Source organism: Ferrimonas lipolytica (genome assembly GCF_012295575.1).
In the GTDB taxonomy this organism is placed as follows: Bacteria; Pseudomonadota; Gammaproteobacteria; order Enterobacterales; family Shewanellaceae; genus Ferrimonas; species Ferrimonas lipolytica.
On record NZ_CP051180.1, the window covers coordinates 2,933,600 to 2,955,723 of the forward strand.

Here is a 22,124-nt window from a genome sequence, read left to right on the forward strand (position 1 = left end):
GTAATGTTATCGCAAACCAAGAGACTTAAGATTCGCCCGTTTAGAAAGCGCCAAAGAGCGTCCAGTCTTTTCCGACACATTGCAGGGGTCACCGTGAAAATTATTAATCGTAGTTTGATCTGCCTATCTATCGTTGCTGCTTTATCTGGCTGTAACGATGACGATACCAAATACATCGAAGTTCCAACGGATCCAATTGAAGTTCCATCTCCATACAGCCCAGTAGTTGCTGAAGGTAAAGTTCTTACCAACACTCCTGACATCGTTGTTAAGAGTGACGATACCGATAAAACCGAAGTAACCATCAGCATCGGCGCGACCTCCGATCTGCACGGTCGTATCTTCGGCTACGATTACGCTACTAACAGCGAAGACGTTGATGCTGGCCTTACTCGCGTAGCGACTCTGCTTGCTGATGCACGCGCACAAGATCCAAACATCATCATGATTGATATCGGTGATACCGTTCAAGGTAACTCCGCTCAGCTGTTTAATGATGATCCTACTCACCCAGTAGTGTCTAGCTTGAACGCTCTGGACTTCGACGTGTGGGTACCGGGTAACCACGAATTCAACTTCGAGCGCTCCTTCATCGACCGTAACTTGGCTAACTTCAACGGTGCCGTTCTGTCCGCTAACATCAAGTGGGAAAGCAACAGCGCTAACTACATCCGTGGTTACCAGATCTTTGAAGTTGATGGCGCTCGTGTTGCTGTTATCGGCCTAACCCCTGCTAACGTTCCTAACTGGGAAGCATCTGCTCCTAGCCACTTCGCTGGTTTGAAGTTTGAAGAAGAGCTAGCCTCTACCCAAGCCGCAATGGACGAACTGGTTGCTGAATACGCCCCTGACGTTATCGTAGGCGCCTTGCACTTAGGTCGCTCTGGCGAATATGGCGCTGGTGTGCACGACATCGCCGCTGCAATGGCTGACAAGTTTGACGTGATCCTAGCGGGCCACGAGCACGCAACTTACATTGAATCAGTAAAGTTGGGTGACGCAGAAAACATCGTCGACATCAAAGTTGCCGATGACAGCAACGGCTATGTAGAAGATAAGAGCATCTCTGGCAGCTACGACGAAAGCAACCGTGCTGAGTCGGTTAAGATCATGGAGCCTGGCAAATGGGGTTCTAACCTTGCGATTGCTGAAATCAAGCTGGCCAAGGTTGATGATAAGTGGACCATGGTTGATACCACTTTGACCAACGCCTCTACTAAGAACGTTGCAGAAGACACCACTTTGGCTGCGCAGTTCCAGTACGTTGATGACATCTCTAAAGCCGATGCTAACGAAGTAATTGGTAACGTTGTTGGTAACTTCACTCCAACCTCTACCGGTAAGCCAGATATCGCAACCGAGTCTGACTACGATGGTGACGCTGGTCGACTGTACACCACTATCCACTACGCCAAGGTACACGATACCCCGCTAATGGACGTAATCAACAAGATCCAGCTGGACGCTTCTGGTGCAACCATCTCAGCTGCTTCACTGTTCTCTGACTCATCTAATCTTGAAGACGGCGAAGAGTACACCAAAGGCAAGTCGACTAACCTGTACAAGTACGACAACACCTTGCTGGCGGTAAACATCTCTGGTGAAAACCTGAAGAAGTACATGGAGTGGTCATACACTTACTTCAATCAGTACAAAGACGGCGATCTAACCATCTCCTTCACTCCAGGTGTTGCTGCTTACCAATACGACCAATTCGATGGCGCTATTGCGTACACCGTTGACCTAAGCAAAGCGGCTCAGGAAATGGATGCTGAATACAACATCACGACTGCTGGTGAGCGTATCTCCATTACCGAAATCGATGGCAAGCCATTCGATCCAGCTGCTACCTACTCACTGGCACTGAACAGCTACCGCTTTGGTTCTCAGGTTGCTAAATTTGGTTGGGCTTCAAATGACGACGTAACTTACGATTCGGTTAACGAAACCGTGTACGCCATCCGCGACATGCTGACCGAATACGTTATCGCTAACCAAGGTATCGACGTTGCTGACTTCAGCGATAGCTTGAACACTTGGTCATTCGTTCAGACTCCAGCAATTGAAGCTGCACGCACTGACGGTGGCGCTGGCCAAGCGCTATGGGAAGACATCCAAGAGATGAAGACCTGTGTTCAGATCGATTGGTCTAACGCTAAGTACCCAGGCATCATGACTTCAGTTAACGTGAAAGATGCAAGTACGTACTTTACTAACACCAATTACAAAGATGGTGCTACTGCTGAAGAGCTGCACTTAGGTTGTAACATCGAAGCTAAGTAATAACTTCGGTTAACAGCATTAAGGCACGGTATTTACCGTGCCTTTTTTTCCAACTAATTGACTCACCACTGAGTTTGCTCGAATCCGAATTTAGTCGTGAGTAAATTAACTTAGAGCTGTACCCATGATCCGTAACTATGGCTTCACCTTCTTGATAGCTGCGCTATCAACCCTGATCTTTTACTTCTCTCCAAGTTGGAGTGAATCATTTCGGCCAACGCAATCACAGCAACAGATATTTGTAGAAGCCAAAGTGGTAAAGATGATCTCGAGCCACCTTGCGCCAGACGCACGGGTGCCCTCGATAACGACGGGCCAGCAAGTGTTTATGGCCGAACTGCTAGAAGGGCCAGAGCAAGGCAAGCAAGTTAAGATCGACAACCCACTCAGCCGCCAACACAACGTTTACGTTGATGAGGGGGATGTATTTATCATGATGGTACGGCAAACCGTCAACGGCACCGTTTATTGGGCCTATAATCACAAACGCTCAGACGCTATCTACTTAATGCTAGCCGCTTTCTTCGCGCTATTGTTGTCATTTGGGCGCAAAGAAGGGCTCAACTCGATGGTCGCCCTTTACTTCACCGCAGCACTGATTATTGGGGTACTGGTGCCCTCCATCTTTGCTGGCTGGAATCCCATCCTCACCAGTATTGTATTGATGGCAGTGATCATCATAGTCAGCTTTATCTTGGTATCCGGTGCCAACCGCAAAAGCATCTGTGCCATGGGCGGTACCCTACTTGGTATTGTCGCCGCTGGCATTATGGCGCAGCTGTTTGGCGAAATGGCCAACCTATCGGGGATCTACTTAGATAAGGGCGAAGACGTCATCTACCTCGCGGAAAACCTGATTCCAATTCGCTGGCTGATGTTTGTCGCCATTGTTATTGCTGCCCTTGGCGCTGTGATGGACGTAGCTATCTCGATCGCTTCCGCTTACAACGAACTGCGGATAACCGATCCTAAATTAACACCAAAGCAGTTAGTGCACGCCTGTATGAACATCGGCCGCGATATCATGGGCACCATGACCAATACCTTAATCTTAGCCTTCGCCGGTGGCGCGTTAACGACCATCATGATGGTGTGGGGCTTCAACATGCCAGCAAACCAGTTTATGAATATGCCGTTGGTCGCAATGGCAGTGGTCAACGCCCTAGCCGGCAGCGTTGGTATCGTACTAACCATTCCATTTACCGCTTGGTTAGCACCATACGTATTCAAACCGAATCAGTTAGAGCAGCAGTGATCCGCAACCGCGGTTAACTGCGTTGTAGCAGTTCAACTATATTGGGCTAATGAACACAAGTTGACATAAATAACTGGTATTTTTTAATTAATGGGGCACGAAATTAGCCGTGCCCCAGTTTATTATTAACTACAAATTTTCTTCTGCAAACGCCGCTAATCGCGATCGTTCGACCCCATCCAAAAAGACATTGGCGCTGCCGTTAAAGCTTTTAAAGCGCTCAACCGCATAGGTTAGCCCAGAGGTAACTGCAGTAAGGTAGCTGGAGTCTATCTGCGCCAAGTTTCCGCTTAATACTAATTTGGTGCCTTCGCCCATGCGGGTGATGATGGTTTTTAGTTGCGATGGCGTTAGGTTTTGACACTCATCCAACAGCACAAAACTGTTTTGAATCGAACGACCACGCATAAAGTTAACCGACTTAAACTGAATATTGGCCTTTTCCATAATGTACTGCAGACTACCTGATGGGCTCTCATCCTGCTTATGCAGTACCTCCAATGTATCGGTAATGGCCGCCAACCACGGCATCATTTTTTCCTCTTCGGTACCAGGTAAAAAGCCAATTGATTCGGCAATTTCGGGGGTATTACGAGTCACAATGACCCGACTATAGCGGCGGGTTTCTATCACCTGCTCTAAAGCTGCAGCTAACGCCAGCAGCGTTTTGCCTGAGCCAGCAGGCCCGGTCAGGATCACCACATCTATCTTTGGGTCTAGCAGTGCGTGCAACGCCATACCCTGATAGATATTTCTGGGGGTTATCCCCCAAGCGTGATAGTGCATCAACCGGTCGCGACCCAAATCTCGAATGGTGACGTAGCGCTCGTCCAACTGCTTAACTTGGCCGCAAAACTGTTCACCATCATCAAGCAGATATTGATTGAGGTAGAACTGTTGTTCTGCAAACACCTCGTTCTTTATAAGATGCTCGGTAAAACGGCCCTGTTGATTGCTCTTAACTTCACCAACATTTTGCCAAAAGTCTCCCTCAAACTCGGCAAAACCTTTAGCCAAATAACGGATGTCATCAACCAACTGATCGCTGCGATAATCTTCAACCCAGCGGAGCCCTGCCCCCTTGGCTTTGATACGCATATTGATGTCTTTAGTAACCAGGATTACTGGCCGAGTGGGATGCTGCTGTTGTAGGTATAAAGCACTATTAATAATAGTGTTGTCGTTACAGCTCAGAGGAAGAGATTGGCTTGGGGCAAACGTCGCTTGGTGGTCGGGAAAGATAAGTAACTTGCCACTGGGGATATCGATACCAGCGGCTTCTAATGGTACTCCCGCTAACAGCTCGTCTGGCGAGGCCGAGCCAACGCATTGCTCGAGCGTTCGCACCGCAATACGCGCATCACGAGCGACATCCTTGTTGCGGTCTTTGATTTGATCTAACTCTTCCAGCACCGTCATCGGTACCACAACATCATGTTCTTGAAATGAATAGATCGCTAATGGCTCATGTAACAGCACATTGGTATCAAGTACGAATAGCTTTTTCTCAGACTCAACCATGACGCCTCCGCTATGCTTCTATCTTTAGAGTAGCAACGGCATTGATGATAGCGACCAGCTAAACATCAATTTTTTGCTATCAACAACACTGTATCACATGGCTAACGGCTATCATTTAACCATATAAAACAAGCAGGTGATTGCGAGGTGGTAATTGGTGTAAGATACGCGCCTTTTTGCGCCAGCAATTCGCTCAGTCAGGAGTTTCCCACGCTATGTCCTTTGCTTTAGGTCAACGCTGGATCAGCGATACCGAATCTGATCTTGGCCTCGGCACCGTTGTTGCCGTTGAGGGTCGAATGGTCACCGTGCTATTCCCCGCTACCGCCGACAACCGCCTCTTTTCCATTCAGGAAGCGCCATTAACTCGCGTTATCTTCAATCAGGGTGATGAGATTAGCAGCCATGAAGGCTGGAAGATGATCGTCGAGACCATTGAAGAGAGTAACCAACTGGTTACCTACCACGGCAAACGTAGCGACGATGGTGAAGCAGTAAGTCTGCGTGAAACCATGCTGGACCACCAAATTCGCTTTAACAAGCCACAAGACCGCTTGTTCGCAGGTCAGATCGACCGAATGGAGTATTACGTTAGTCGCTACCAATGTCAGCAACAGCGTCATGCCATGCAACAGAACAGCCATCGCGCGCTGCAGGGTCCTCGTGCAGGCCTGATCCCCCATCAGCTCTACATCGCTAACGAAGTTGGCCAGCGCCACGCTCCACGAGTTCTACTTGCCGATGAAGTTGGTCTGGGTAAAACCATCGAAGCGGGTCACATCCTTCATCAGCAATTGTTGAGCGGTCGCGCCGAACGCGTACTGATCTTGGTACCGGAAAATCTGCAGCATCAATGGCTGGTTGAGATGCTACGTCGCTTCAACCTGCGCTTCTCACTGTTTGATGAAGAGCGCTGCATCGAATCGCTGGCTGATAGCGACAATCCATTTGACACTGAACAGTTGATCATCTGCTCCATTGACTTGTTGCGCCGAAAAAAGCGTTTCGAACAAGCCCTAGATGCGACTTGGGATCTTATGATTGTCGATGAGGCACACCACTTAGAATGGAGTGAAGACAAGCCGAGCCGCGCTTACCAAGTAGTAGAGTCGCTAGCAGAAGAAGTACCTGGCGTACTGCTGCTCACCGCCACTCCAGATCAGCTTGGCCATCAGAGTCACTTTGCTCGTTTGCGCTTGCTCGATCCTGATCGCTTCTACGATTACCAAGCGTTCCTAACAGAAGAGCAGGCATACCAGCAGGTTGCTGATGCGGCGGAAGCCCTATTAGAGAAGCGACCGGTGACTGACACTGAAGCCAAAGCGTTAACTGCGCTACTGCCTGAGCAAGATTTGACTGAAGCATTGGCTGCTATTGCTGCTGATGACCAAAACGCCCGCGACAAACTGCTGAGCGATCTGCTTGACCGCCACGGTACCGGCCGCGTCTTGTTCCGTAACACCCGTGCTGGCGTGTCTGGCTTTACCGCCCGTCAGCTCAACCGTCACCCGGTCACCTTACCAGAGCAGTATGCTACCGCGGTTAAGGTATCTAACATGTTTGGTGGTGCCGGCAACACCGAACAACAGGTGATCAACAACCTTTACCCAGAAAAACTATACCAACAGTTTGAAGGGGATAAAGGTAACGCCTCGTGGTGGCAGTTCGACACCCGCGTTAACTGGTTGCTTGAGTTCTTAAAGTCCCACCGTTCCAAAAAGGTGTTGGTTATTGCCTCGCAAGCCACCACGGCGCTGCAACTGGAAGAAGCCCTGCGTACCCGTGAAGGTATTCAGGCTGGTGTATTCCATGAAGGTATGTCGATTCTAGAGCGTGACAAAACCGCGGCCTACTTTGCCCAAGAAGATGGTGGCGCTCAGGTGATGATCTGTTCTGAGATCGGCTCAGAAGGTCGTAACTTCCAGTTCGCCTATCACTTGGTGATGTTCGACCTGCCACAAAACCCAGATCTGCTCGAGCAACGTATCGGCCGTCTGGATCGTATTGGCCAGAATCACGATGTACAGATCCACGTACCTTATATCGAAAACAGCGCCCAGCAACATCTACTGGACTGGTTCGATAAGGGCATGGATGCATTCGAGCATAACTGTCAAGGTGGCCACCTGCTGCACAACGAATTCAGTGAAGCGTTGATCAACGTGTTAGCGGGTACCGGTGAAGGCCTGAATGAGCTGATTGAACAAACAGCTGCCCGTGCCGCCGAGCACAATGCAGCTCTGGAAGCCGGCCGTGATCGCCTGTTGGAGATAAACTCCAACGGTGGCGAACAAGCGCAAGCCTTGGTCGAACAGATTGAAAAGGCCGACGACGATACCGACTTCATTAGCTTTATGCTGAAGTTATGGGATGTAATTGGCGTGCATCAAGACGATCGCGGTGAAAATGCGGTAGTGCTGCGCCCAACCGAGCACATGCTCTACCCAAGCTACCCCGGCTTACCAGACGACGGTTGCTCAGTCACCTTCGATCGCGACACCGCACTGTCGCGTGATGACTTCCAGTTCATCACCCCTGCCCACCCAATGGTGGCAGCAGGTATCGATCTGATCACCAGTTCAGAAACTGGCTGTACCGGCGTATCACTGCTGAAGAACAAGGCACTGCCAGCTGGCACTCTGTTCTTGGAAATGATCTATGTTGCTGAGGCAATTGCCCCGGCCGAAGTACAGTTGGGTCGTTTCTTGCCGCCAACGCCCATCCGCCTGCTAATGGATAAGTCTGGTAAAGATCTAGGACAAAACATCGACTTCGATTCCTTTAACCGCCAGCTGGTGCCTATCAACCGCCACACTGGCTCTAAACTGGTATCGGCGTCGCAATCGGTATTACACCCGTTGATTGCCGCTGCGGAAACTCAAGTAGCCGAACGTCTGGCGACCTTGGTTAGCTCGGCGGAACAACGCATGGAGCAAGAGTTGGGTGGTGAACTCGAGCGTCTCCAAGCACTTAAGGCGGTAAATCCGAACATTCGAGACGCAGAACTTGACGCAGTACGTGAGCAGATGAGCATGGCTAAGGCCCACCTGGACCGCGCCCAGATCCAGCTGGATGCTATTCGCTTGATTGTGGTTACACCGGAATAAATAGCGTTAGCCATCGCTACTGAAAAGGGGTGCCAATGGCACCCCTTTTTTGTTAGTGATAACGGTAGTGGCCAGACACGACTGATGCCGCAGGCAAGCAACAACAATTTGCGCATTATCTCTATCTCCCCTTGCACCACTGTATGTAAGCACCTAAAATCTCAGCGAAAAGTAATTTCAGGAGGCCATATGGACCCCATTCCCAGTCCCAGGTGGGACGAGATAACCGAAACATGTAACAATTACCTTCGGTAAGCAGAGTCCATACTCCCTAGGGATAGCCTCCCTAATGCTCTGCTTCCGACTCTCGGAGGTGGACCATGCAAAAAGAACAACTTTTTGCCACCCTTAGCGAAGCTCTCGCTGCCAGTGATAAACGCGCTATTCGTGCTGAGCTGGAACATATGCACGCGGCCGACTTCGCACTGGCCGTTGATGAATTCGATGCTCCTCTAGCGGCGAAGCTGCTGGATCTGCTGTCGCTGCCTGATCACGCCGATGTATTCGGTTACCTCGACCCGCAAAATCAAGCCGACATCGCTGAGTCGATGCCCCGCAATGAGTTGGCGGCATTGTTCTCACAGATGGAATCTGATGAACGAGCGGATCTGTTCAACCAGCTGTCAAAAGAGCAACAACAAGCATTGCTGCCAGGGCTAGCTCAAGCCGAGCGTGAAGACGTACGCAAACTCGCCTCCTACCCAGAAAAAACCGCAGGGGCAATGATGAGCTCTGACTACGCGACCTTACGTAGTCACTGGACCGTCCGAAAGGCATTACAACGTCTCCGGTTAGAAGCGCCAGATAAAGAAACCATCTACCAAACCTACGTTATCGATGGCGATCGCCATCTGGTTGGCACCATCTCGCTGCGTGAATTGATCCTATCTAACCCCGAGCGACTGGTGTCGGACATCATGCTGACCGAGGTACTGTTTGTTCGCGTTGATGAAGATCAGGAAGATGTATCGGAAAAAATCCGTCACTACGACTTACTGGCATTGCCGGTTTTAGATACCGCCGAGCGATTAGTGGGGATCTGTACCTACGATGACGCCATGGATGCGGTGGTTGAAGAAGCGACCGAAGATGCGCAAAAGAGTGGTTCGGTTGCCGCACTTGATTCCACCATGGATAAAGTCGGCAAATGGGAACTTTATCGCAAACGTATTGGCTGGCTGATCCTGTTGGTATTTGGTTCGCTACTTTCTGGAGCCGGCATCGCCCACTATGAGGCGGTAATTGAAAGCCATGTCGCACTGGTGTTCTTTATGCCGTTATTGGTGGGCTCTGGCGGTAACGCCGGTTCGCAAGCCGCCGCACTGATGGTGCGAGCCCTTGCCACCGGCGAGGTTGAATTGAAGGACTGGCTCGGCGTTCTTGGCCGTGAAGTTTTGGTTGCTGGCGGCCTTGGCTTAACCATGGGAGCCGTGGTTGCCAGTTTAGGTTGGTTCCGCGGTGGGCCAGAGATCGCACTGGTGGTTACCATGGCGATGATCTGTGTGGTAATGGCAGGCTCACTCATTGGCTTATCACTGCCGTTTTTGCTGTCACGGATCAACCTCGACCCAGCAACGGCCTCTGGCCCACTGGTTACCACTATCGTTGATGCTACCGGTATGGTTATCTATCTTGGTTTTGCCAGCTTTGTCTTGGGCTTACCCATTCCGTAAGCTCGCTGCCGCCAACAAAAAAGGAGACGTTTTACCGTCTCCTTTTTTATGGCTGTGTACCAATTAAGTGTTGTTCTTTCCAAGGCTGTTAAAGCACCGCAATCGGTGAAGCCGAAGACTTAAGATAAACTTCAACAACTAACTACGACACAGCCCTTTTTTATTCACAATTGCTAAACATAAGTAGCTATCAACTGCCCAGCGGCGTCACCGGTAACACCATAACGCTACGTTGATCAACGTCTACCTGCCCGATAGTCACGGCGATGGTATCGGCCACCTGTAACTTAAGCTCGTCGTCAAACGATGCCTGAGCGGTTTCACCATTGATGTTCAGACGAGCTTTATCAACGCTAACGTGGCTAGCTGGCATAAAGGCGACGGCGCCATTTTCTGCTAACTTCACTCGAATACCACCGCGATTGATGTCGATAATTTTGCCGGTAAATTCGGTCTTAGAACCGGACTCCGCCAGCAGATAACGAGCATAGAGCCAATCGCCAACGTGACGTTCGCACATGCGATGCAGCTTGCGCATTTTAGCCAACTGCTCTAACAACTGGTCAGTTACCACTTGGGTTGGATCGCTTGCAGCGATAGTGGCTTTCAACAAGCGGTGGTTAACCATATCGCTGTATTTACGAATCGGCGAAGTCCATGTTGCATAGCCTTCTAGCCCCATGCCGTAGTGAGGTTGTGGTGTTCCTACTACCTCAGCGAAGGCCTGTAGCTTACGCACTCGAGCATCAAGGTAACCGCTTTCTTGCTTATCCAATACCCGGCGCAAGGCACAGTAACCGCCCATCGTCAGCAACTGTTCTGCGTCAAAGGTGATGTGGTGCTTCTCAAGTAGTTCTACCACCAGATTGATGCGCTCTGGGTCCAAACCGGCGTGAGCATTAAAAATACCTTGGCCAACGGTTGCACTTAGACGCTCGGCACAAGCGGCGTTAGCAACAATCATACACTCTTCAACAATACGGTTGGCGGTACGGCGCTCATCAACGTGAATATTGAGTACGTTGCCGTTGTCATCCACTTCAAAGCGATAGTCTGGCTGATCGGGGAACACCAAGGCATTCTCTTTACGCCACGCACTGCGAGCATTAGCTAAGGCGTGCAGCTGTTGGCATTGCTCAGCAATCTCAGCTTGCTGTGGCTGCCACCCATCGGCAACCTCATCCAAGTAGTCAGACACGTTGTCGTAGGCCAGTTTGCCCTGCGAGCGAATGGTGGCTAAAAAGAACTCAGCCCCCGGCTGCAGTTCACCATCAGCAGCCACTTGTATATGGGCACATAGGGCTGGACGATCTTCAGCTTCAACCAACGAGCACAGCTCGTCTGCCAATTGACGTGGCAGCATCGGTACGTTGTAACCCGGCAGATACTGGGTTAAGCAACGCTTAAAGGCCTCTTGGTCAACGTCATCGCCTGGCTGCACATAGGCTGTTGGATCAGCGATAGCGACGGTTAAACGCCAACCGTTATCGTTGCGCTCAACATATAGGGCGTCGTCCATATCTTTGGTTGAGGCCGCGTCAATGGTAACAAATGGCAGTGCGGTCAGATCTTGACGCTCAGCACCATCCAGTTGCCATGTACTTGGCCCTTCTGGTTCAACCTTAGCTAAGTCATGTTTAGCGAGGATCACCCACCAAGGCACATGGGGATCATCGGTGGCAGCGACAAACTCTGACACTTCCGCCAAGAAGCTCTTGTCGTCTTCACGCAGCGGGTGACGTTTCAGGTGGGCAACCACGTAGTCGCCATCCTTTAACGATTTCTCATCGATGTGCTTTTTACAGCGAGCACGCATGCCCGCTTTCATCATCGGGTGATCAGGAACAAGGTTTAAACGGCCCTTAAACCATTGCACTCTGGCGATAAAGCGATCTAGGCTCGCCTCAAGCAGCTGCTCTGGTTCGGCGGATGTTTTATCGCCATCTTCGCGCAATACCGCACTAACACGATCACCGTGCACGACTTTCTTCATCATCGGCGGCGGCACAAAGTGGCTTTCGCCCTTATCGGTTTCGATAAAGCCGTAACCTTTGGCGGTAGCTTTTACCTGCCCTTCAACGGTTGGCAGGGTTTCGCGGATCTGAGCTTTTAATTGCTGCAGCAGCGGATTGTCTTGAAACATCGGGGTTACCGTCTCTGTGCTGACTAAAATGGGCTTCCGGCGGTACCAGAAAAGCGGCAATTGTACGGGATAGCACCGCATGCGCCAACCTTATCGGTGACCCATGGCAGCACCATGACTATCAGTTTACTTGATGCTGAACCTTACCATTAAGGTAGCTACCAATATTGGCAATGGCGATGTTGAGCAGGTTTTGTCTCGCTTCGAGAGTTGCCCACGCATTGTGTGGCGTAATACTACAATTAGGCGCAGTCAACAGTGGGTTATCTGCGGCTGGTGGCTCGGTTGAGAGTACATCCAAACCTGCACCAGCAATGACTCCCGCCGCTAATGCTTGCGCTAGTTCCGCCTCATGGATCAGTCCACCTCGAGCAGTGTTGAGCAGCAGAGCCGTTGGTTTCATGGTGGCCAGCAGCTGGGCATTAACAAATTCAGTATTGGCGGCAGTTTGGGGGCAGTGCAGGCTCACTACATCGGCTTGACTAAATAGTTCGGCTAGAGTTACCCAGCGGTGCTCCGTTGGCAGGTCATGGCGTTCTGACCGAGTATGCACCAAAACCTTCATGCCAAAGCCCCTCGCCATCCGAGCCATCGCTTGGCCAATATCGCCAAATCCAACGACGCCCAGTGTTTTACCAGCCAATGCCATCAGTGGCGCATTCCAGAAACAAAAGTTGGGGCTATCCACCCACTGACCCTGATGCACGGCGTCATCATGCTGCGCCACTCGACTGGCAAAATGGAGCAGATGAGCCATTGCCATTTGCGCCACCGACTCGGGCCCGTAACCGGGAATATTGGTAACCACAACTCCTTGAGCTGCCGCGGCGTTTACATCAACCACGTTATAGCCTGTTGCCGTCACTCCGATATAACGTAATTGTGGCAGCTGTACCAATAAGGACGCATCTAAAACAACCTTATTGGTTAAGACGATCTCAGCGCCTTCACAACGCTCTAACACCAACTCCGCTGAACTGTTGGAATAAACGGTCACCTCACCGTATCGGTTTAACAAAGTCCAATCGAGATCACCTGGGTTCAGCGTCTCACCATCCAATACAATGATTTTTCTCATACTACTTCCAGAAAAAAGGCGCGATAGTTATCGCGCCATGGTAATTCACTTGGTTGTGAAACGTCGTCACAGCTAAAATCAAAACCGCGCCAATAGACCGATGTTCACCTGCCCTTGCACAATAGCATCGGCTTCCAGTCGCAATTTACATTGGCCATCTTGGTCAAAACAAACTAGATCAGATGAACTTTCGTAGCCACTGAAAAAGCTGCGGGCGTCAGCATAGATGCCAATGTTACGGGTAATGTTATAGCGCGCGCCTAAGCCCAACCCCATTGAGAACGCATACTCAGAAGAGTAGTCGCCATCTGGTTTGAATTCAGTAACACCGACACTCGCCGTTACATAGGGTACAAAATCCCCATTGGGGAAATAGAGACTGCCACCAAAATGCAGGTAACTAACATCAAGATCAACGCCGTTGGAGGGACCAAAGCTGCCGGTCTTGAATGAGGTGCTCTGTTTCGAATAGAGCAGGTAAACGTTACCTGGGTCATCCAGCTCTCGCCCAATCATAAAACCGACATGGCTATCACTATCGATCTCTAGATCGCCAACATCGGTGCGCTCCCCTTCAACCTCATCGGTGGTATCAAACTCACCGCCGAAGCTCATTCCATACATTGGTGCAATAAAATAATTGGGCTCAGCAGCAAGTGCTGAGCCACTTAACAGTGTTGCTATCGCTGCCACTACTCCTTGGCGCATTGTTACTCTCCTTTGTTAGCGCGAACGAACTCCCATGCGGACTGGATCTGCTGACTCTTTTCCTGAGCAACCTGAGCCATCTCCGGCGGCAGCCCCTGACTAGCCAATTTATCTGGGTGATGCTGCGACATCAGCTTACGGTACGCGCGTTTAATGGTACGCAAATCATCGGCCTCATCGACACCAAGGATCTGGCATGCATCCGCCATGTTCATGCCAGTTTGCTGGCCATGTTGCCCACCTTTTTGACGCGCCAACATCTGCGCCAACTGCTCTTGGTTAAAACCAAGCTCATGGGCAATAATCTCCAACAAACGCATCTCTGGCGCTTGTACCTCACCATCGGCCAGCGCAACTTGGATCTGGATTTCAACAAACATCTGCGCCAAATCGCGACGAAAACGCAACGCTAAACCCAGCTGTTTCAGCCGTTGCCGCAATGGATAATCTGCCGACTTGCCATCGCTAAAGGCTTGCTGTGCAATAATCCTAGCATCACCGCGTAACCCCAGCTGATCCATCAACGCAGATGCCAAGGCAATATCTTGCTGAGTCACTTGGCCTGTACTTTTGGCCATATGGCCCATTACGGCGAAGGTGGTGTGGAAAAACGGGTTTGGTCGACGTTGGCGACGAGCATCGATGAAGCGATGCCCTAAATAGAGCCCCAACAGTGCTCCAAACCATTTGCCCATCATAAAGCCGATTCCGGCACCGATAAGCTTACCCCAAATGCGCATCTAGCTGTTTCTCCAACTGTTGTAATCTAGCCACGGTGCCTACGTCGCACCATGGTTGTGTAATTCTATGGCCACTAACTTGGCCCTGTTCCATTGCTGCACGTAGCAGCGGTGCTAGTGGGAACCGCCCCGGCTGCGAGCCCGCCAATAGTTGTGGATCGATAATCGCACAGCCCGAGTAAGTCAGCTTAGCCTCTCCGTGCTGAGATAATAGGCCGTTATCCAAACTGAAATCCCCCGAGGGGTTATGCTCTGGATTAGCCACCATCAACAGGTGTGCCACTTTACCTACCGGTAGTGTCACCTGTTGCCATGGGTAGGGACAATAGACATCGCCGTTAATCAACAAAAAAGGCTGTTGACCTAACAAGGGCAAGGCCTTTAACAGACCGCCGCCAGTTTCCAACGGCATACCTTGCTCGTCGCTGTATGCAATCGATAAACCCCAGCGGCTACCATCTCCTAATGCTTGCGGGATTTGTTCACCTAAATGGCCTAGGTTAATCACTATCTCAGTAAAACCAGCAAGGGCTAGGTTCTCCAAGTGATACTCAATAAGTGGTTTACCCAGCAGCGGAATTAATGGTTTAGGGGTTGAATCCGTCAATGGGCGCATACGCTCACCACGCCCAGCAGCTAAGATCATCGCTTTCATCGGCTTAGATCATCCATCTGCTCGCCTAATGGGTTAGCCAATCTAGGCGCAACTTGTTGGGCCAATAGTTGCGCTAAAGGTTGTGTTTCAACATAACGCTGCCCAACTGCAATGAGGTAATTAATCACTCGCGGCAGATCAGCCAAATAGCCTGACTTGCCATCTCGATGGTGCAGCCGAGCAAATATTCCCGCGGCTTTGAGGTGGCGCTGCATGCCCATCAGATCAAACCAACGCTGAAACTGCTCCTGTGTAACCGTTTCATCTAGCAACCCGTCCGCTTTCAGTTGGGTTAGGTGTTGCTGCAGCAACGACGTTATTTGCGCCTCTGGCAACACTAGATAGCAATCGCGAAGCAGTGATACCACGTCGTAGCTTATCGGGCCGACAACGGCACCTTGATAATCAATCAACGCCAATGTATCACCGATAACCATTAAATTACGGCTGTGAAAATCTCGATGTACTCCAACCTGTGGCTGCTCGATGGCATTGCCGACCAACACCTCAACTAGCTGTTGCCACATTTGGGCATCAACATCGAGTTGCAGATGAGTCTTTAACAGCCACTGAGGAAAGAGCTCAAGCTCGGTGGTTAGCAGCGCTCGGCTGTATTGCGGCAATGCACCGGCAACGGTTGAGGTTATCTCGGCAAACGCTGGCAACATCGCTAGCGCCTTTTGATACCACCGCTGCGCATCATTCTCTATCAAACGAGCATACAGGTGGGTATCGCCCAAATCAGACAAACACAAAAAGCCTAACTGCAGATCTTCCGCCAACAACTGTGGTACTGGTAAACCACCATCGGCAAGTGCTTTAGTCATTGCCACAAACGGCCGACAATCTTCTAATTCTGGCGGAGCGTCCATGGCTATTTCACTAACACCATTACGCTGATAACGAAAATAACGGCGAAAACTGGCGTCAGCAAAAATGGCTTCTGGTGGCGCGAGCGGTTGTTGCCAAATTTGTTCAAGCCATTGATGTAATCGTTGCGCTCTTGGGTCGGTCGTCATCGCTGTCCCACACGTAGTAGAAAAGTTAAAATTGCTTTATCATACCTAAGTTTTTCTACCTACGATTAAGCTGTTGTGCAATTGTAGGGAAAACTTTCATGCGCTCCTTATCGGGCGAAATGGATGTTACTCGATTTTTGATGTTGACGATTACGGGACCTCATGCGCTTTTCCCTCATCCTTACTTTTAGTGTTACCCCCTTTACTGTGTGGGCAACCGATTTTGTCCAGCCTGGCGAATGCGAAGCCCCTCGTCCACCAGAGCTTACTAGCCCAACGACGCTGGAAGAAAACGAAAATGACCGAGCGGTTCGCGTTAACGCCAATCGCAGTGAGGCCGTGGCCGGTGATTCAGCCAAATTTGAAGGGCAGGTTCAATTAACTCAGGGGGTTCGGCGCATTACCGCCGAACAAGCCAAAGTAAGTGAAGCTGAAGGAAAATTAACCGCTACCGGGGGGATCTTCTATCAAGATCTTGGGGTTTCTGTTGCCGCGGATTCACTCAGCGCCGACATGAACGCCAGCGAAGCGGAGCTATCTAAAGCCAAATATTGGCTCAACGGTCAGCAGGTTCACGGTGATGCTAAGTTATTGCAGATCACCGCTGACGATAATATCGAGCTAACGGATGCAACCTTCACCACCTGTGTAGCCGACGATCCAACTTGGGAGCTGGAAGCGGATAGCATCATCCTCGACAGTGAAACCGAGTGGGGCGAAATTTGGCACGCCAAGGTAAACATGTTTGGTGTACCGGTAATGTATATGCCGTACATGACGGTACCGATTACCGATAAACGTAAGTCTGGTTTCCTCTTTCCTAGCATCGCCACCAGCTCAGACAATGGTTTCGACGTAAGTGTCCCATATTACTGGAACATCGCCCCGAATATGGACGCCACCTTAACCACTCAGGTGATGAGTGCGCGTGGCACCTTCGTCCGTGGTGTAGGTCGTTACCTTCAGCCTTGGGGACAAGGCCAAGTAAACCTAGAATACATTGGCAAAGATAGAGAAGATGATAACCAAGATCGCTACCTCTTCCACTTCGAGCATGCCGGCAAGTTAGACAAAAACTGGCGCATATTCGGTGAATTTACCCAGTTCAGTGATGATAACTATTTCTCTGACATGGACAGCGACGTCAGTACCAACACCGATAATCAGATCAATCGTGAAGGCGAAGTGTCCTATTTCAGTGACAACTGGGATATGGCGATACGGGTGCAAGACATCGAGGTATTAGGTGATGTAGAAAAGCCGTTCCAGGTTATGCCATCGCTGACCTTCAACTATTACCAACACGGCATTCCGGCTAACCTGAATTTCGACTTCAACAGTGAACTCACTCACTTTGCTCACCGTGATAGTAATCACCTCACCGCGACTCGCCTGCACCTTGAGCCAACGTTGAGCCTGCCTTATCAGTCGCCACTTGGCAGCCTCAATGCCGAACTGAAGCTGATGCAGACCTTTTACGATCAGAGCGGCCTCAATTACCAACAAAATGATGATCTCGATGATCAAGTAAGCCGAACCTTGCCACAGCTGCGCATCGGCGGCCAGATGAACTTCGAACGTGACTTCCAGTTCAAGGGCAACGATTACCTGCAGACCGTTGAACCGCAGTTCCAATATCTTTACATTCCCCATGAAGACCAATCAGATATTGGCCTTTATGATACCGCGCAACTGCAAGAAGATTATTATGGCTTGTTCCGCGACCGACGCTATTCTGGCCTCGACCGGATTGCCGACGCCAATCAGCTGACCGTTGGTTTGTCGACTCGAGTTCTCGATGATGGACTGCATGAGCGCGGCAGTTTCTCAATCGGCCAAATTTTCTATTTCGAAGACTCTGAGGTAAGCCTCGGTTCTGAGGATGAGCAGCGCCAAGAAAGTACCTCAGCGTTAGCAATGGAAGGTCAATGGCAGATCGACCAGCGCTGGGCACTGCAAGGCTCATTCCAATTTGATACCCAATCCGGTGATACCAACAAAACTGAACTGTCGGTCGATTATCAGGTCGATAACGATAGGATGATTCAGCTGTCCCATCGATACGTGCCAGATTTGGGCGTCGACGATAACGGCGATTCGGTCGATATTAGCCAAGCCGGTTTACGTACCACTTGGCCAGTAGCTAAAGATATCTACTTCATTGGTAATTACTACTACGACACCCACCTTAGCCGTGCCGTTGAGAGTTATGCAGGATTTCAATATGAGTCTTGCTGTTGGGCGATTCAGTTCTCTTACTACAAAGAATTAGAAACAAACTATGAGGGCGAAGATTTCAATACCATCGGTCGTACCTCTGACTATGACAAAGGTTTCCGCATCAACTTTGTGTTGAAAGGACTTGGTTCATCCGGCCCTATCGGCGTATCGAAGATGCGCGATGAAGGTCAGTTTAACTATCGCAAACCTTACTACTTACGTAACTGATTAACTAAGACGTGATAAAGTGCCTCCGTTGAGCAAATCACGCCAATAAAGCCAGAATGGATACCATAAATGAGAGTTCGTAATACCCTACTCGCTTCACTGCTAGCCCCGATGTTAGCCATCGCAGCACCGCAACCACTGGATCACGTCGCCGTTCTGGTGAATGACGGCATTATCCTTGAAAGTGAAGTAGTTGACCGCCTAGATATGGTGAAGCAGTCTGCTACTGACGCGGGCCAGCAGCTGCCATCTGACAACGCATTACGAACTCAGGTGATTGATCGCCTTATTACTGAATCGCTACAACTACAGATGGCTGAACGTATGGGCATGGTTGTTGGTGATACCCAACTAGATCAAACCCTAACCAACATGGCCAAAGAGCAGGGCATGGATCTAACCCAGTTTCGTTCTGTTGTTGAGTCCCGTGGCGACAACTATGCTGCTTACCGTGAGCAGATCCGCAATGAGATCACCATTGGCCAGGTACAACGAGTTCAGGTTCAACGCCGCGTACAGATCTCCCCTCAAGAAATTGAAACCCTTGTAAAACTGATTAAGGAACAAGGTCTCAAAAGCGCCGAATTCCATGTCGGTCACATCCTTATCGATTTCGCCGATGACGAAATCGCTGCCCGTGAGCGAGCCGAAAAAGTGATGACGCTGCTGAACGAAGGCGCTGACTTTAAGAAGACTGCCCTAGCGGCATCATCTGGCCCTAAAGCACTTGAGGGTGGCGACTGGGGCTTTATGAACGTCAACGCCATGCCAACCCTTTTCAGCGAAGTGGTTACCGACGCTAAAGCTGGTGACCTCATTGGCCCAATTAAGGGCGGTGCCGGTTTCCACATCGTCAAGGTATTTGAGACCCGCGGTATTCAAACCAAAGAGCTAAAAGAACTGCAATCGCGTCACATCCTGCTAAAGCCTTCACCAATCCTAAGTGAAGACCGTGCTCAAGCGATGCTAGTTGAATTCTTAGAACAACTAAAAGCGGGTCAAAGTGAGTTTGCCGACTTGGCAGAAAAGCATTCTGACGACCCTGGCTCTGCGGCTCGTGGTGGCGATCTAGGTTGGGCTGATCCCAATATGTATGTTCCGGCATTCCGCGACACCCTTAACAGTCTTGAGCCGGGCGAATACTCGCAGCCATTTCGCTCTAGCCACGGTTGGCACGTGGTACAGTTAATCGAACGTCGTACCACCGACGCCAGCGAATCCATCAATTCAGATCGCGCCTATCAGTTACTTTATCGCCGTAAGTTTGGTGAACAAGCGCAAAGCTGGCAGAACGAGCTACGCTCTAACGCCTATATCGAAGTAGTTGAAACTAAATGACAACTCGCCGGATCGCGATTACCCCAGGTGAAGCTGCAGGGATCGGCCCCGATCTCGTCATCCAAATAGCTCAACAGGCATGGCCTGTTGAGCTGGTGATCTGTGCCGATCCTGATTTAATGACACAGCGTGCCAAGCTACTTGGCTTACCGTTGCAACTGCAACCGTATCAACCATCGCAACCGCCACAGCCGCAAGCAGCAGGCACCTTAACGATTGCCCCAACGCCACTGCGAGCACCGGTTACTGCCGGAGTTCTGAATGAAGCAAACAGCGCTTACGTCGTGGAAACACTTCGCTTTGCCAGTGAACGCAACCTAAGTGGTGAGTTTGATGCGGTAGTGACGGGACCAGTTCATAAAGGCATAATTAACCAAGCAGGCGTGCCATTCTCTGGTCACACTGAATACTTTGCTCAACAGGCAGGGTGTCAAGATGTGGTGATGATGTTGGCTACCGAAGGGTTGCAAGTAGCACTGGTTACTACTCATATCCCATTAGCTTACGTAGCTAAGGCGATCACACCAGCGCGTTTGGATAAAGTTATCCGTATCTTGCACAACGATCTGCAAACCAAATTTGGTTGCGAGCAACCGAAAATCCTCGTCTGTGGCTTAAATCCCCATGCCGGCGAAGGCGGCCACTTAGGTCGAGAAGAGATCGACGTTATCGAGCCAACCCTCGAAGCGTTACGCGGCGAAGGAATGTTGCTAACCGGACCGCTACCCGCGGATACCTTGTTCCAAGCAAAATACCTCGATGAGGCCGACGCGGTCTTAGCAATGTATCACGATCAAGGTTTACCGGTGCTAAAATACAAAGGGTTTGGTCAGTCACTGAACATCACACTGGGATTACCTTTTATCCGAACTTCTGTCGATCACGGTACCGCATTAGACTTAGCCGCAACAGGCAAAGCTGATCCGGGTAGCCTCCATGTCGCCTTAAGTAAAGCCATCGAGCTAGCGAATAATCAACATTCATGAGCAACAATATTCATATGGGGCACCGCGCCCGAAAGCGGTTTGGTCAAAACTTCCTGCATGACATGAACGTCATCGATCATATCGTTGCTGCTATCAGCCCTGATAACGATCACACCATGGTTGAGATTGGCCCTGGTCTAGGCGCCTTAACTCAGCCAGTGGCAGAGCAAGTAGAAACCCTAAATGTGGTTGAACTTGACCGTGATTTGGCTGAGCGCCTGCGTAATCAACCACGCTGGGGGCAACACTTGGTTATTCACGAAGGGGATGCACTTAAGTTTGATTTCGGTCAACTGGCAGAACCAGGTAAACGGATGAAGGTGTTTGGCAACCTGCCTTATAACATCTCGACTCCGCTGATGTTCCACCTATTTGAAACCGTCGACAACATGGAAAGCATGCATTTCATGTTGCAAAAAGAGGTGGTGCAACGTCTTTGTGCTGGCCCTGGTCATAAAAACTATGGCCGTCTTACGGTTATGGCGCAGTACTACTGTAAAACCATGCCAGTGCTGGAAGTACCACCAGGCAGCTTTACCCCGCCACCAAAGGTAGACTCCGCCGTAGTAAGACTGATGCCACACAAGCAGAAGCCGTACCCTGCCGACAACATTCGTACCTTGGAAAAACTGGTTGCCAGCTCCTTTAGCATGCGCCGTAAGACCCTGCGTAATAACCTCAAGGGTCAGCTGAATGATGAAGAGTTTGCGCAAATGGGGATCGACCCAACCCTACGTCCTGAGCGCATCAGCGTAGAGCAGTACGTAACCATGGCCAACTTCATTAGCCGCCGTAATGCAGCCTGAATCCCCGCTGCGGATAACGGTTGTAACCACATTCGTGCCGGAGCAATCCGATCCGGCCGAATGTCGCTTCCTGTTTCACTACCAGATCACCATCGACAATATCAGTAATGACCGTCTCACTCTTGAACGGCGTCACTGGTTTATCCACGATGCTAACGGTAAACAGGTTGAGGTTGAAGGCAAAGGCGTTGTCGGTGAAACGCCAACGCTGCAACCAGGGCAACGGTTTCAATACAGCAGCGCTGCTGTTATCGAAACCCCTGTTGGCAGCATGCATGGCTACTTTACCTTAGCCACTGCCCGCGGCTCTATCAAAGCCCCTATCGCTCCATTCCAATTAAGCCAACCTGGGATTCTTCATTAA

The 22,124-nt window shown here is 50.4% G+C and carries 16 protein-coding genes; 9 read left to right on the top strand and 7 right to left on the bottom strand.

The window, feature by feature from the left end; genetic code table 11:
- Positions 1-93 precede the first annotated feature (93 nt).
- Positions 94-2,283: a bifunctional metallophosphatase/5'-nucleotidase gene (locus HER31_RS13445; RefSeq protein ID WP_168661158.1), complete on the top strand. Its 2,190-nt coding sequence runs from the start codon at positions 94-96 to the stop codon at positions 2,281-2,283.
- Between the two features lie 124 nt (positions 2,284-2,407).
- Entirely contained in the window at positions 2,408-3,538 is a 1,131-nt protein-coding gene (locus HER31_RS13450) for a YibE/F family protein (RefSeq protein ID WP_168661160.1), read from the top strand.
- 129 nt (positions 3,539-3,667) lie between these two features.
- Here HER31_RS13450 and HER31_RS13455 read toward each other — a convergent pair whose 3' ends face one another.
- Positions 3,668-5,059 carry a PhoH family protein gene (locus tag HER31_RS13455; protein ID WP_168661162.1) on the bottom strand — a complete coding sequence of 464 codons (1,392 nt, stop codon included), beginning with the start codon at positions 5,057-5,059 and terminating at the stop codon, positions 3,668-3,670.
- A gap of 215 nt (positions 5,060-5,274) precedes the next feature.
- Between HER31_RS13455 and rapA the strand changes: the two genes are divergently transcribed.
- A complete protein-coding gene (gene rapA, locus HER31_RS13460) occupies positions 5,275-8,166 on the top strand; it encodes an RNA polymerase-associated protein RapA (RefSeq protein ID WP_168661164.1) in 2,892 nt (963 codons plus the stop codon).
- 320 nt (positions 8,167-8,486) lie between these two features.
- Positions 8,487-9,839, top strand: coding sequence for a magnesium transporter (gene mgtE / locus HER31_RS13465; RefSeq protein ID WP_168661166.1), 1,353 nt, complete (start codon positions 8,487-8,489; stop codon positions 9,837-9,839).
- Between the two features lie 190 nt (positions 9,840-10,029).
- Here the strand turns inward: mgtE and HER31_RS13470 are convergent, their stop codons facing one another.
- From HER31_RS13470 to HER31_RS13495, 6 genes are all read right to left on the bottom strand, one after another.
- Complete coding sequence (locus HER31_RS13470; RefSeq protein WP_168661168.1) at positions 10,030-11,982, bottom strand: exoribonuclease II; 1,953 nt, start codon at positions 11,980-11,982, stop codon at positions 10,030-10,032.
- Between the two features lie 121 nt (positions 11,983-12,103).
- Positions 12,104-13,060, bottom strand: a complete 957-nt coding sequence (locus tag HER31_RS13475) for a D-2-hydroxyacid dehydrogenase (protein WP_168661170.1) — start codon at positions 13,058-13,060, stop codon at positions 12,104-12,106.
- 78 nt (positions 13,061-13,138) lie between these two features.
- Positions 13,139-13,768, bottom strand: a complete 630-nt coding sequence (locus HER31_RS13480) for an outer membrane beta-barrel protein (protein WP_168661172.1) — start codon at positions 13,766-13,768, stop codon at positions 13,139-13,141.
- Between the two features lie 2 nt (positions 13,769-13,770).
- Positions 13,771-14,508 (bottom strand): co-chaperone DjlA, encoded by a 738-nt coding sequence (djlA, locus tag HER31_RS13485; protein WP_168661174.1) that lies wholly within the window; start codon positions 14,506-14,508, stop codon positions 13,771-13,773.
- Positions 14,492-15,163 (bottom strand): N-acetylmuramate alpha-1-phosphate uridylyltransferase MurU, encoded by a 672-nt coding sequence (murU, locus tag HER31_RS13490; RefSeq protein ID WP_168661176.1) that lies wholly within the window; start codon positions 15,161-15,163, stop codon positions 14,492-14,494. The genes djlA and murU overlap by 17 nt, the downstream gene beginning before the upstream one ends.
- Positions 15,160-16,182 carry an aminoglycoside phosphotransferase family protein gene (locus HER31_RS13495; RefSeq protein WP_168661178.1) on the bottom strand — a complete coding sequence of 341 codons (1,023 nt, stop codon included), beginning with the start codon at positions 16,180-16,182 and terminating at the stop codon, positions 15,160-15,162. The genes murU and HER31_RS13495 overlap by 4 nt, the downstream gene beginning before the upstream one ends.
- Positions 16,183-16,344: 162 nt before the next feature.
- Here HER31_RS13495 and lptD point away from each other — a divergent pair, with 162 nt between their 5' ends.
- From lptD to apaG, 5 genes are all read left to right on the top strand, one after another.
- Complete coding sequence (gene lptD, locus HER31_RS13500) at positions 16,345-18,630, top strand: LPS assembly protein LptD (protein WP_168661180.1); 2,286 nt, start codon at positions 16,345-16,347, stop codon at positions 18,628-18,630.
- 69 nt (positions 18,631-18,699) lie between these two features.
- Entirely contained in the window at positions 18,700-19,968 is a 1,269-nt protein-coding gene (gene surA / locus HER31_RS13505) for a peptidylprolyl isomerase SurA (RefSeq protein WP_168661182.1), read from the top strand.
- Positions 19,965-20,954: a 4-hydroxythreonine-4-phosphate dehydrogenase PdxA gene (pdxA, locus tag HER31_RS13510; protein ID WP_168661184.1), complete on the top strand. Its 990-nt coding sequence runs from the start codon at positions 19,965-19,967 to the stop codon at positions 20,952-20,954. The genes surA and pdxA overlap by 4 nt, the downstream gene beginning before the upstream one ends.
- On the top strand, positions 20,951-21,760 hold the full coding sequence (gene rsmA / locus HER31_RS13515) for a 16S rRNA (adenine(1518)-N(6)/adenine(1519)-N(6))-dimethyltransferase RsmA (protein ID WP_168661186.1): 810 nt from the start codon (positions 20,951-20,953) through the stop codon (positions 21,758-21,760). The genes pdxA and rsmA overlap by 4 nt, the downstream gene beginning before the upstream one ends.
- On the top strand, positions 21,750-22,124 hold the full coding sequence (gene apaG / locus HER31_RS13520; RefSeq protein WP_168661188.1) for a Co2+/Mg2+ efflux protein ApaG: 375 nt from the start codon (positions 21,750-21,752) through the stop codon (positions 22,122-22,124). The genes rsmA and apaG overlap by 11 nt, the downstream gene beginning before the upstream one ends.

Bases quoted from the DNA above. Each gene is read 5' to 3' on its own strand.
- murU (WP_168661176.1), bottom strand. From the start codon at position 15,163: ATGAAAGCGATGATCTTAGCTGCTGGGCGTGGTGAGCGTATGCGCCCA.
- mgtE (WP_168661166.1), top strand. From the start codon at position 8,487: ATGCAAAAAGAACAACTTTTTGCCACCCTTAGCGAAGCTCTCGCTGCC.
- HER31_RS13470 (WP_168661168.1), bottom strand. From the start codon at position 11,982: ATGTTTCAAGACAATCCGCTGCTGCAGCAATTAAAAGCTCAGATCCGC.
- lptD (WP_168661180.1), top strand. From the start codon at position 16,345: ATGCGCTTTTCCCTCATCCTTACTTTTAGTGTTACCCCCTTTACTGTG.
- HER31_RS13480 (WP_168661172.1), bottom strand. From the start codon at position 13,768: ATGCGCCAAGGAGTAGTGGCAGCGATAGCAACACTGTTAAGTGGCTCA.
- HER31_RS13450 (WP_168661160.1), top strand. From the start codon at position 2,408: ATGATCCGTAACTATGGCTTCACCTTCTTGATAGCTGCGCTATCAACC.
- HER31_RS13475 (WP_168661170.1), bottom strand. From the start codon at position 13,060: ATGAGAAAAATCATTGTATTGGATGGTGAGACGCTGAACCCAGGTGAT.
- pdxA (WP_168661184.1), top strand. From the start codon at position 19,965: ATGACAACTCGCCGGATCGCGATTACCCCAGGTGAAGCTGCAGGGATC.
- rsmA (WP_168661186.1), top strand. From the start codon at position 20,951: ATGAGCAACAATATTCATATGGGGCACCGCGCCCGAAAGCGGTTTGGT.
- surA (WP_168661182.1), top strand. From the start codon at position 18,700: ATGAGAGTTCGTAATACCCTACTCGCTTCACTGCTAGCCCCGATGTTA.
- HER31_RS13495 (WP_168661178.1), bottom strand. From the start codon at position 16,182: ATGACGACCGACCCAAGAGCGCAACGATTACATCAATGGCTTGAACAA.
- rapA (WP_168661164.1), top strand. From the start codon at position 5,275: ATGTCCTTTGCTTTAGGTCAACGCTGGATCAGCGATACCGAATCTGAT.
- HER31_RS13455 (WP_168661162.1), bottom strand. From the start codon at position 5,059: ATGGTTGAGTCTGAGAAAAAGCTATTCGTACTTGATACCAATGTGCTG.
- apaG (WP_168661188.1), top strand. From the start codon at position 21,750: ATGCAGCCTGAATCCCCGCTGCGGATAACGGTTGTAACCACATTCGTG.
- djlA (WP_168661174.1), bottom strand. From the start codon at position 14,508: ATGCGCATTTGGGGTAAGCTTATCGGTGCCGGAATCGGCTTTATGATG.